8 protein-coding genes are annotated in these 11,355 nt (G+C 51.4%); 5 read left to right on the top strand and 3 right to left on the bottom strand.

The features are described from left to right. Positions 1-7: 7 nt before the first annotated feature. The 4 genes from EKM96_RS07435 (at position 8) to mprF (ending at position 6,072) form a co-directional block, all read left to right on the top strand. Positions 8-676 carry a phosphatase PAP2 family protein gene (locus tag EKM96_RS07435; protein ID WP_125641952.1) on the top strand — a complete coding sequence of 223 codons (669 nt, stop codon included), beginning with the start codon at positions 8-10 and terminating at the stop codon, positions 674-676. Beyond that, positions 657-1,337 carry a YfhO family protein gene (locus EKM96_RS10765; RefSeq protein ID WP_164511000.1) on the top strand — a complete coding sequence of 227 codons (681 nt, stop codon included), beginning with the start codon at positions 657-659 and terminating at the stop codon, positions 1,335-1,337. Before EKM96_RS07435 ends, EKM96_RS10765 begins: the two co-directional genes overlap by 20 nt. Next, positions 1,274-3,277, top strand: coding sequence for a YfhO family protein (locus tag EKM96_RS07445; protein WP_164511001.1), 2,004 nt, complete (start codon positions 1,274-1,276; stop codon positions 3,275-3,277). The genes EKM96_RS10765 and EKM96_RS07445 overlap by 64 nt, the downstream gene beginning before the upstream one ends. Before the next feature lie 155 nt (positions 3,278-3,432). Continuing rightward, the gene (gene mprF, locus EKM96_RS07450) at positions 3,433-6,072 is read left to right on the top strand and encodes a bifunctional lysylphosphatidylglycerol flippase/synthetase MprF (protein WP_125641959.1); all 2,640 of its coding nucleotides are present in this window, start codon (positions 3,433-3,435) and stop codon (positions 6,070-6,072) included. 65 nt (positions 6,073-6,137) lie between these two features. Here the strand turns inward: mprF and EKM96_RS07455 are convergent, their stop codons facing one another. Beyond that, positions 6,138-6,716 (bottom strand): LOG family protein, encoded by a 579-nt coding sequence (locus EKM96_RS07455; RefSeq protein WP_125641962.1) that lies wholly within the window; start codon positions 6,714-6,716, stop codon positions 6,138-6,140. A gap of 204 nt (positions 6,717-6,920) precedes the next feature. Here EKM96_RS07455 and EKM96_RS07460 point away from each other — a divergent pair, with 204 nt between their 5' ends. Further along, positions 6,921-7,823 carry a 3-hydroxyacyl-CoA dehydrogenase gene (locus EKM96_RS07460; RefSeq protein WP_125641965.1) on the top strand — a complete coding sequence of 301 codons (903 nt, stop codon included), beginning with the start codon at positions 6,921-6,923 and terminating at the stop codon, positions 7,821-7,823. A 67-nt stretch (positions 7,824-7,890) separates the two neighbouring features. On the opposite strand, the gene EKM96_RS07465 is transcribed toward EKM96_RS07460, so the two are convergent. Both EKM96_RS07465 and nrdF read right to left on the bottom strand, forming a co-directional pair. Continuing rightward, on the bottom strand, positions 7,891-9,861 hold the full coding sequence (locus tag EKM96_RS07465; protein WP_125641968.1) for a KxYKxGKxW signal peptide domain-containing protein: 1,971 nt from the start codon (positions 9,859-9,861) through the stop codon (positions 7,891-7,893). A 489-nt stretch (positions 9,862-10,350) separates the two neighbouring features. Next, complete coding sequence (nrdF, locus tag EKM96_RS07470; protein ID WP_125641971.1) at positions 10,351-11,346, bottom strand: class 1b ribonucleoside-diphosphate reductase subunit beta; 996 nt, start codon at positions 11,344-11,346, stop codon at positions 10,351-10,353. Positions 11,347-11,355: the final 9 nt, after the last annotated feature.

Genomic DNA, 11,355 nt, shown 5'->3' on the forward strand with positions numbered 1-11,355 from the left:
AAGACCTGTGAGTAAGAGTGATCGTCATCAGATTATCGCCATAGTGGTATTGGGTATTTTTACCATCCTGGCGATACTCGTTAAAATTCAATTTGCACCATTATTGTCCCTGGACGAGTCTTGGCTTGAGCGGTTCCAAACTAGCGCCATCGGTCAACACACCCTGATTTGGCATACCGTCACCACCCTGGGCAGTCCGGTGATTACGGGCTGTGCGATGGTGATCGTGAGCCTATTCCTAATGAGAACGCATCAGTGGAGCTGGGCGGCGTTTATCCTGGCTACCTTGGTTGGTGGGGATGCTTTGTTGCTAGTGGTTAAGCATCTTGTGGGACGACTTCGCCCGATCCATCAGGTCATTCAGGACACCGGTTTTGGTTTTCCAAGTGGGCACGTCTTTAGTGCGGCCCTATTGGCCTGTATCCTGATTACGCTGATCGTTCGAAGCCTGGATCTCAATTGGTTGAGTTGGGGATTAATCGCTGTTTTCAGCGTTGCCGTCATCGGGTTAATGTTGGCCCGACTTGGACTTAGAAATCATTATCCCAGTGATGTTATGGGTGGTGTCTTATTGGCAAGCGGTTGGTGGTTACAACTGCTGAGCCTGGTGGAGCGTCTCCCCCAATATTTTGAGAATGAAAGCGAGGCGAATAATCGTGCGGTTAAGAAAGGCTGACGAGCAGCGACGTCGGTGGGAAAATGTTGGCTTGGCTTGGCTGATTGCATTAGGAATAGTGATGGTCGCCTTTGGTTTTTGGCACGTGACGCCATTTGGCCATCGCAACCTGTTGATGAGCGACATGGGAACGCAATATATTCCGTTGCTAACCGCGTTGCAACATGCCTTGCGGTACCAGACGTTTCATCTATTTTCCTTCTCACTCTCGTTGGGGAGTAACGTGGTGCCAACCGTTGCCTATTACCTCTTGAGTCCCTTTAATATCATTGTCTTGGCGTTTAGCGCCGCCAATGTTCCGATTGCGGCCAGTGTCATTATTATGGTAAAGATTGCGACGATTGCGGCCACGATGGCTTGGTTTCTGCAAGACCATTTTCTGACCAGTTCCCGGGTCACGATTGTTTTTGCACTGGCGTTTAGTCTGAGTGGTTTCGTAGCGGTAGACTTCTTTGACCTGATGTGGTTGGACGCGTTAATCGTTCTACCATTGGTCGTGGCCGGGATTGATCGATTGGTCCGCGCACAGCGATTAGGCATGTTCTATGGTTGGCTACTGGTCAGCATGGTAACGAACTATTATTTGGGGTATATGATGTGCCTGTTCAGTATCCTGTACTTTGGCTATACGCTATTCAATCAGTGGGGGCGGCTGGGTTAGAGTCGAAGCAAGCCGGCTATGGCCGACTGGGATGGTTTACGCTGACGGGGGCGTTGAGTGGGCTTTCCGCGGCGGCTATCTTACTTCCAACCGGATTGGGAATGTTGTTGACGGCTAAGGGAACCGCCAACGCCATTAACTTTCGCCCCGTACCTGAGTTTGGCCTGGAGTTTTTCACACAATTTGGCCTCGGCGCCACGAACTTTACGCAACGGTTGATGCACGCACCCACGGTTTTTGTTTCCAGTGCGGTGGCCTTATTAGTGCTGACGTTCTTCGTCAATCCGATGATCGGCCGGCGGAAAAAATTCGCAACGGTTACCCTGCTAGGCATGCTCTTCCTGGGAATGTGGCTGCGAGTGTTTAACACGTTCTGGCATCTTATGCAGGCCCCAGCCGGTTTTCCTTTCCGTAATGTCTTCTTCTTTAGTTTTGTGATGGTCATGGTCGGGTATGAGGCATGGATTGCCGAACCACGGCAAATTAGCCAGGGATGGCAATGGGTATTGCCTATCGGACAGGTCATGATCATGGTATTGGGGGCCGGCATGATGCCCTTGATGCGCCAGTTAGTTAGTGGTCATTCGCCTAAGTTGGTGGCGTATTATGCCAAGATTCAACAGGTTCATTGGGGGAGCCTGTGGATCGGCTGCCTGTACGTGATTGTGACGGCTCTCGTCTTATTCATGACGCAACGTGCTTTGCGGCAGTGGACATTGGCGATGTTGGTAACGAGTGAACTCGGGGGTAACTTCGTCTTATCGATGAGTACGGGCAAGTTTGGTGATCAAGTAAAATACGCTCAGGCCTACGCTGAGGAAAATCGGCATATGGCGGGTGTCAATGATCCAGATGGTCAACTCTATCGGGTTCAGAACACTAATTCGCTGATTAATCAGGCCTATCAAACGACCTACAATAACTACAATGATAGTTTGTTGTTTAATTTTCATGGGATTGCTGGGTACAGTTCAACGCTGAATGATCGGACCCGGCAGACGCTTCATCAATTGGGCTTGTTTAGCGACAATGTTCGTCGAGTCAGTGACGTGGGCTTGACGCCGGTCACCGAAGCCCTGTTGGGCGTCAAGTCGACGGTGAGCTTGACGCCTACTCGCAGTCAAACAACGGCGACGACCGGGTACAGTGGTATGGGATTTGCGGTTCCAGCCGGTTTAACGCGGGTGCCATTGACCATGAATGCCAGTCAAAATCAGGAGGCCATCTTACAGGCAATTCGGCCAAGCGCAACACATGACGTGGTCCCAGCGAAGCAGCTAGGGGATCAGGTTAAGGTCGTTCATCGCGTTGGTGGCAAGGTGACGAAGTATCATTATCATCACGTCATGACGCTAATGGCGAAGGCAACGGGCCCCGTGTATCTATGGGCCCCCAATGGGGAAACCAAGTATTCAACAATGACGGTCAATGGTCACCGGGTTAAGCCGACGTCCAACGCCAATGGGCATACGGCATTGATTAAATTAGGGACCTTTAAGCGCGGTCAAACGATGATTGTTCGGGTGGCCACTAAGTATGCGACGGCTATTTACCATTTGGAAGCGGTGAGTTTCAATCAGGTCCAGGTAAACCGGGCCTTACAAATGCTCAAACAGAATCAATTAACGGCGACGACTAAAACGAGTCGTTGGCAAACCGTGATAAATGGCCAGGTTACCGGGACCACCCGCAAGGATCACTTGTATCTGGCATTAGCGGATGATACGGGTTGGCACGTCATGATTAATGGGCAGCATGTACGGACTCAGCGGACGCTGGGCGGGTTCATGAGTGTGCCAATTACCCCCGGGCATAATCGGGTTCGCTTAACCTATCAGGTACCGGGCGGCAGAAGTGGTTGGTTGCTATCAGGAATTGGGGTCCTTGATTTTAGTGGGTTAGCGTTGTGGTCACGGAGTAAACGGAAGCATAAACATTAAACACAGGGGTGGGCCCGGAATTTGAAAGAATTCCGGGCCTTTTTGGACTTATGAACGCTAAGATAAGTCACTAACATTACTGGCCGGTATGGTTGCCCCTCAATTGTTTTCCAGTTTAGCCATTGGCATAATGAAGGACTACGGGGGGTGTCATCATGGGGAAACGACTGTGGGCGGCTATTCAAAAGCGGCTGGGTTTAATCAAAGGGATTTTTATTTTCTCGATGTTAATCTTCATTATTCAAGAGGTGGCGCATGTTGCCCGCGAGGTGAATGGTCATCAATTAAGGGATGAGTTAAGCAGTCTTAGCTGGGAGATGGTCCTGTTACTGGCCGTGGCCGGTTTCGTGGCAGTCCTCCCGATGTTGATTTATGACTTCACCATTGTGGAATTTCTACCCGGAAAGTTTACCCGTTGGTATGTCTTTCGGACCGGATGGGTCACCAATACCTTCACCAATCTGGCAGGCATGGGCGGGTTGCTAGGCGCCAGCCTACGGGCCAATTTCTATGCCAAGTCAGCCTCAAAGAAGCAGGTCGTCTATGCGATTTCAAAGATTGCCCTGTTTCTCTTAGCCGGCCTATCCGTAGCGTGCTGGGTGGCCTTAATCTTACTATTCGGCGCTCACGTGGGGGTCGCCTACGAGGGGTATTGGTTCTGGCTACTGGGTGGCGGTCTCTACTTTCCGTGCGTCCTAATTTTTACCCGACTAAACGATGGCGAGTTCTTTCAGGACTTAACCTGGTTGCGGGAAGGACGACTGATCCTCGGATCGTGTCTGGAATGGGGAAGCTGCGGCCTGTTTTTCTTACTCATCGGCTGGGCACTCAATCTCCCGCTTAATCTCGCTGCCGTCTTTCCAATGTTTGTGGTGGCTTCCGTGGCCGGCGTCGTTTCCATGATTCCCGGTGGCCTGGGGTCTTTTGACGTCTTCATGATTATTGGGTTGGGGTTCATGGGCGTCAGCCGGGCGGACGCCACCGGGTGGCTCCTGTTATACCGGCTATTTTACTACCTCCTGCCGTTTGGCCTAGGCGTCGGGTTCTTTATTCATGATGCCGGGCGCCGCCTGAATCACTTCTTAAATGGCCTTCCGATGGCCGCTCTGCGCCGAGCCGCCCAAATCTTTGTGACGGTCTTTATGTATTTCTCTGGGGTTATGATGCTCCTCTTCGCCACGATTCCGGACGTGGTTTTGGCCAATCGGGTCTACCTCCAGTTGGTACCGTACATGTTTTATTTTCTCAGCCAGGTCGCGAATATTGTGGTCGCGTTTCTCTTGATCGGGCTGGCGCGTGGCGTTGGCGCCCGGGTGAAACGGGCCTTTTGGCCGACCGTGGTGGTGCTGGCGGTAGCGATTGTCAACACGCTGGTCGCCGAGAACTTTCCAGGTGGTTTGGTCGTGTTGCTTTGCCTCGTGATGGTTTCCCTGGTCTTCGCTCGCCCGGAACTCTATCGAACGGGCTTTCATTATTCGTGGGGTGGCCTGACGGTTGACGGCCTAATCTTTATGGGAACTTTCCTGATCTATACCGTCCTGGGCATCTTTACGCTGCATGGCCACCACCATCATCACTATTGGATTCCTCATTCCTGGTGGATTCCTTCGACACAGGTTTGGCTCGATGGTTTAGGCGGCTTGTTGGTGGCCCTATTTATCTTGGCGGACATCTATCGTTACCTGGCCTTTCGTCCGGCGCCCTGGTTACGACGACCGTTCAACGCAGAACGGGTACGCCGGCTGATTGGGCGATACGGTGGAAATGAGGTTAGCCATCTGGCCTTCTTGCGGGATAAGCATACCTATTTCTATCGGGAAGCGGGGGAGGACCAGTTGCTAATCCTGTTTCGTCGCCGGGCCAACAAATTGATGGTTATGGGCGAACCCATTGGCAATCAAACGAAGCTCCGGCCGGCACTGGCGGCATTCATGAAGGACGCCGATGAGGCCGGGATGACGCCTGTGTTCTATGAGGTTAGCGAGGCGCTGACCCTTTCCCTTCATGAGATGGGATTTGATTTTATTAAAATGGGCGAGGAAGGTCACGTGGATCTGGCGAGCTTTACCTTGATTGGCAAACCGCACCGTGGTGAACGGGCGCTGGTCAACAAGTTTACCCGCGAGGGCTTTCATTTCGAGCTTCTACAACCGCCGTTGAGCGACGAGGCCTTTGCGCAGTTGGCCCAGGTCTCTGCGGAATGGTTGGGCGACGAAACGGAGAAGGGCTTTTCCATGGGGTTCTTTGACCGCGACTATCTGAACGAGGCCCCGGTAGCCGTCATGAAGGATGCCAATGACCAGATCGTGGCGTTTGCCAATCTCATGCCGACCGGGAATCATGACGTGACCTCAATCGACCTGATGCGGGCCGGTCATGCCGCCCCGTCGGGCATCATGGATGGGCTTTTCGTCCACCTATTTAGCCTGTGTCGGGAGCAGGGGTACCAGACGTTTAACCTGGGGATGACCCCGCTGGCCAATGTCGGCGTCTCGCGGTTCAGTTTTATTGAGGAACGGGCCGCCCATCTCATCTATGAATACGGGTCGACCTTTTACAGTTTCCAGGGGTTGCGGTCCTATAAGGAAAAATATGTGACCGATTGGCAGCCCAAATACCTGGCCTATCGGCGGCGCCAATCCTTGGTGTTTACGATGCTGCAACTGATGCAAACCATCAATCATCCGGCTCGTTCGAATCACCTGTTACCGGGCTGGCTCAACGCTTGGATCGATGATGAGATTCGTTGGCAGAATCGTAAGGCCGTGGATAAATCGGTCGGGAAGGGCAACTAGTACGGCTATTAGTTGATAACTGATGCGACAAAAAAGGCTGTGACAATTGTCACAGCCTTTGATCGTTAATTCGTGTATTTGTAAGGGAGTTGATGATGGAAGGTTGAGAAACCTTCGAAGATTTCATCAATCGTTGTGGCGTTGATGAATAGGTCCAGATTCTCTTGGGGGGCAAAGCCGGCATCACAGCACTTGTGCATCATGGTTACCAGGTCGTCGTAGTAATGATTGATGTTGAACAGGGCAATGGGTTTTTGATGAACGTTGATTTGGCTCCACGACAACATGGTCGTGAATTCCTCGAACGTGCCGAAGCCGCCGGGCAAAACGATGAAGGCATCCGATTGACGGAGCATTTCATCCTTGCGCTCATCCATGGTGGATGTTTCTAATAGCGTGGTGACGTTGGTTTCGGCCAGTCCCATTTCGCTTAAGAAGGTGGGGATGATGCCGATGACCTCGCCGCCAGCATCCATGGTGGACTTGGCAATGGCGCCCATGAGGCCCTCCTTGCCGCCGCCGTAAACGACCGGATGGTGATGGTCGGCTAAGAACTGGCCTAAGGCGTTGGTTTCACTTAGAAATTGTGGGTCGTACCCATGGTTAGATCCACAGAACACACAGACATTCTTGATGGTTGTCATGTCAAATACCCCCGAAAGTAAATTTACTGAAGCTACAATTAGTATACCGCAATTGCGGATAAGTTTAAGGGACGATTTGCTTTCACTGCCCCAGCACTTTGTTAGTTCTTGAGGTTAACCGGCCGTTCTTAATTGCTCGGAAGTGGTGAGTAGCCTATGCTAGTCAGCATGGAAAATGAGGCTAGGCCAAAAGGATGGATAACTATGGGGATTAAAAAAATCGTGGTTGCGGGCGGCGGAACCATTGGCAGTCAGATCGCTTATCAGTCAGCTTACAGTGGTTTTAGCGTCACCATTTATGACCGTAGTGTGGCCGCCGTGGCCGCCACTAAGCGACGAACGGCAACCTGGGACCAAGTCTATGCGGAGCGCCTGTTTGCCACGCCGGCCGTCGTTTATGACACCAACGAACGCATTCAATACGCCACGGACCTGGAAACCGCGGTCGAAGGGGCTGATCTCATTATTGAGGCCATTCCGGAAGTCCTGGCGGTGAAGAATGAATTCTATGCGGCCCTGGCCAAGGTGGTTTCGGCACAGTCAATCTTAGTCACCAACTCCTCGACCTTTCTGCCAAGTCAATTTGCCACCATTTCGGGACATCCGGAGAACTTCTTAGCCCTGCACTTTACGCCGCACGTCTGGCCTAACCAGCCGGCCGAGATCATGGGACAGCCACTGACCGATCGGACGGCCTACCAGGCGGTGGTTGCGTTTGTCCGTGAGATTGACATGGTCCCAATTCAATTAACCAGGGAGCAACCCGCCTATATCTTGAACACCCTAATGGCGCCATTTCTGGAGTCGGCCCTGTTGCTGTGGGAGAAGGGGGTCGCCGAACCGGAAATGATCGATCGGGCTTGGATGATTGCCACCGGTGGTGCCAAGGGACCGTTCGGCATTCTCGACGAGATGGATCTTCGGGCAGCCTATCGCCTAATGCTGGCCACCAGTGCTGAACCCGGGAAGGAAGCGTTGGTGGCGGTGGCCCAACGGCTAAAGACCGAGATGTTGGATGAACACCGTTACGGTCAGATTAGTGGTCGTGGATTCTATCGTTATCCGAAGCCGGCATATAGCAGCCCGGTTTTCCTAAAACACAAATAAATAAAGGACGATTACCGACGAGAGTCTTCTCGTGGTAATCGTCCTTTTTAACTAGGATTGTTTTGATTTATTCGTGACGCTTCCGACTAGCAGCCAGGCCCAAGATGCTGATGGCCATGGCAACGCCGGCAGCAATCGCGCTGACGGAACTCTTTTCGTTGGTTTGTGGTAAGGTCGTCGCGTTCTTGTTGGCAGCTGCATGGTTGGCCAGCTTGACCACATGGGCGGTCTTGGCGGCGTTATCCATGCGCTTGTAAGCCACGCGGTTACCCTTTGAGGCGGTTACCTTGGCAGCGGCAGCACCCTTCTTAGCTGTCGCGGCTTTCTTACCCGTGACCTTGGCCGCGGCGCCACCCTTGGTTGGTGTGCCAGTGGTGATGGTTGCACCATCGCCGCCCGTTACAGGCGTGGTGACTGCGCTATCGCCAGTGTCCGTCGGTGTGGTCGTGGTGCCAGTGGTAGGAGGCGTTACAACGACGGGATCCTTGCCATTGACGATGGTAAATTCCAAAGAGAAGGCGTATTGACTGGTCTTAGAGTTCAAGGCCCAAACTCTGTAGGTGCCATCGGGAACATCGGCATTAGCGGTTAAGTTAAACCCGATCGGGTTCGATGAATCGGCCGTGACCGTGAAGAGACTGCCCTTACCATTGCTCCAGCCGTAAACTTGCATGGGGTCTGTCGTGTCGAAGGTCACTCCATCGGCACCGCGGACACCGGCAACGAGGCCGGTCAGTGGATCAAACGTCCGGTTCTTAGGGGTGATGGTAAAGGTTCCACCCGTTAAGATTTGGTTCATGGTCGTTTGGTTAGAGGTTGGTGATTGTTGGCCAGAGGTGAAGTGGTTTTGTTGCGCGTCAACCACGATGTCTGGACGCAGGACCGGTAGGTTGCCGGAGAAATCGTTGTGGCCAATGTAAAGGTAGTTGATATTAGTCAGGTCGGCTTCGGTGATTGGGCCAGATAACTTGTTGCTAGCTAAGTTGAGTGAGGTTCCGGGAACTGGGGTGCCCATGTTTTCCAGGCCACCGGTTAAGTCGTTGCTGGAAAGGTTAATCGAATTGAGATCCTTGTAGTTTGTCAGGTTAGGCAAGTTACCGGTTAAGTGGTAGCCGACGATGTACAGGTAGTTCAACGCCGTATTTTCGCCTAACACGTTGTTCATGAAGGTGGTGGCATCGACTGGTGCGGTTGCTTGGTCCTTGCTATAAATCGCGAAGTGATTCAGCTTTGGTGCAAAGGAGAAGTTCACGTAGTTAGCGGGATCGACATCCCCCGTGAAGCTAAAGTAGGTTAAGTTCTTGAAGTATTGTAACCCTTCAAAAGTAGTTGGCATGGTGCCGGTGTACCCGTCGGTATAAAACGAGGTCAGGTGATCGATGTATTGGGACAGATTGTCATCGGTAATCGTGATGCCACTGGCCGGGTTGAATGATTTTTGCACATCGAATTCGATTAAGGACCGTAAGCCGGCATCCTTAAGCCATTCAGTGGCATTAACCCCTTGAACTGATGCATCATCATATGTTGGGGCAACGGCGGCCTTAGCGAGGCTTGCTCGTGACCGCTTACCGGCATTGTCGTTAACGCTGCCAGTACCTGCGGCATCGCCACCGTTATCGGTGTTAACGTCGTTGGTGGTATTGGTATTGTTGCCACCGGTACCTTTGTTTAAATCGGAACCGGCATTCTTGTCAGCGCCGGAATCAACGCCGGTGGCAGCGTCGTCGTTGAGGCCTTTATCAGATCCTGAATCAACGTCTTTGCTAAGACCAGAACCGGCATCCTTGTTTTCGCCGGTGCCGTTAGATAAAGTAGCGGAACTGGTTTCAGTATCGTTAGCGGCTGCTGGCGCTTGACTACTGGTGCTGGGCGTGTCACTGGTATTGCCAGTGGTGCTGTCGGCAGAGGCCGTGGCACTCATGCCGGTGACGCCAAAGTCTAACGCGGCAACGGTTACACAGGCGAAGACCCAGTTCTTGCCTGCCTTGTAGCTCTTGTAATGTTCCTTCGTATTTAACGTAACGTGCTTTCTCATGATATTTACCCCCTAGTATGGTAATGGAACTTTTTTAACTTCCGAATCGATGATTAGCATTTATGCCACACATTTGTAAATGTGGATAACTTTCTACGACTTCATTGTACACCCTGGTTGACTAAATACAATAATAAAATGTTAAATAGAAAAACTATTTTGACAATATGAATGATTATTGTCGATTTGTCTGCAAAAAGCGCTAATAAACGCGCCACAACAACCTTTTTATAATGTACACTATTTCACTATAACGGCCAATAATCGGTTTAGATCGGGATTTATGACTAATGGAATCCTGTTTACCAATGAGTGTGAAATAACTAAACTGAGCCTAAATGGGTTAAGGTATGTTCGTTAATCGAGTGATCTAAGGACTGAAGAATCGTGGGAGTTGACGGAAAATAACGGGTACTGATGACGATTCGGCCTAAAAAAGGCCCCCAGACGATTTGGTCTGGGGGCCTTGGTGGCTAATCAATGGTTAAATTATTTGCTGGGATCATCGGGGTCCTTGGCGGAACCGATGGTGTAGTCACTGTCGTTCATGGCTTCCACGTCACCTAGGAGGTACCCATTCCCAACCTGTGAGAAGAAATCATGGTTGGCCGTGGAGGTCGAGATCCCGTTCATAACAACGGGATCAACGTCTTCGGCGGTATCGGGGAACAGGGGATCCTGACCCAGGTTCATGAGGGCCTTGTTGGCATTGTAGCGGATGAAGGTGAGGACCTTTTCCGTCCAGCCGATTTGGTCATATAAGGTATGGGTGTACTTCTCTTCGTTGGCATAGAGCTTGTAGAGGAAGTCGTACATCCAATCCTTCATTTGTTGTTGCTCGTTGTCGGTTAATTCCTTCATGCCCAATTGGAACTTGTAACCAATGTAGGTGCCATGGACGGATTCGTCCCGCAGGATAAGCTTGATAATTTCGGCAACGTTATTGAGCTTGTTGTGGCCGAGGTAATAGAGCGGGGTGAAGAACCCGGAATAGAATAAGAAGGTTTCCAAGAAGACACTGGAGATCTTTTTCTTTAACGGATGCTCATCGTCATGATACAAGTCATAGATGCGTTTCGTTTTGTTTTGTAGGAATTCTTCGGAATCACTCCATTTGAAAATCTCATCGATTTCGTTTGGCGTGTTCAACGTGGAAAAGATGGTGGAGTAACTCTTGGCGTGAACCGATTCCATGAATTGGATGTTGTTTAATACCGCCGTTTCGTGCGGGGTCCGGACGTCCTTGCGCAGGGCGGCCATGCCATCTTGTGACTGCAGGGTATCTAGCAGCGTCAGGCCGCCGAAAACGTGACCAACGACCCATTGGTGATCGGTGTCGAGCGTCCGCCAGTCATCCAGGTCATTAGAAACCGGGATTCGGGTGTCGAGCCAAAATTGTTCCGTGAGCTTTTCCCAAGTTGCCTTGTCGATCTCGTCTGAGACCGCGTTCCAGTTAATTGCATCGTAATTTTCAATTCTTGCCATGTTGCCACT

This window comes from Levilactobacillus tangyuanensis (assembly GCF_003946545.1).
GTDB lineage: Bacteria > Bacillota > Bacilli > Lactobacillales > Lactobacillaceae > Levilactobacillus > Levilactobacillus tangyuanensis.

Bases quoted from the DNA above. Each gene is read 5' to 3' on its own strand.
- EKM96_RS07460 (WP_125641965.1), top strand. From the start codon at position 6,921: ATGGGGATTAAAAAAATCGTGGTTGCGGGCGGCGGAACCATTGGCAGT.
- mprF (WP_125641959.1), top strand. From the start codon at position 3,433: ATGGGGAAACGACTGTGGGCGGCTATTCAAAAGCGGCTGGGTTTAATC.
- EKM96_RS07455 (WP_125641962.1), bottom strand. From the start codon at position 6,716: ATGACAACCATCAAGAATGTCTGTGTGTTCTGTGGATCTAACCATGGG.
- EKM96_RS07465 (WP_125641968.1), bottom strand. From the start codon at position 9,861: ATGAGAAAGCACGTTACGTTAAATACGAAGGAACATTACAAGAGCTAC.
- nrdF (WP_125641971.1), bottom strand. From the start codon at position 11,346: ATGGCAAGAATTGAAAATTACGATGCAATTAACTGGAACGCGGTCTCA.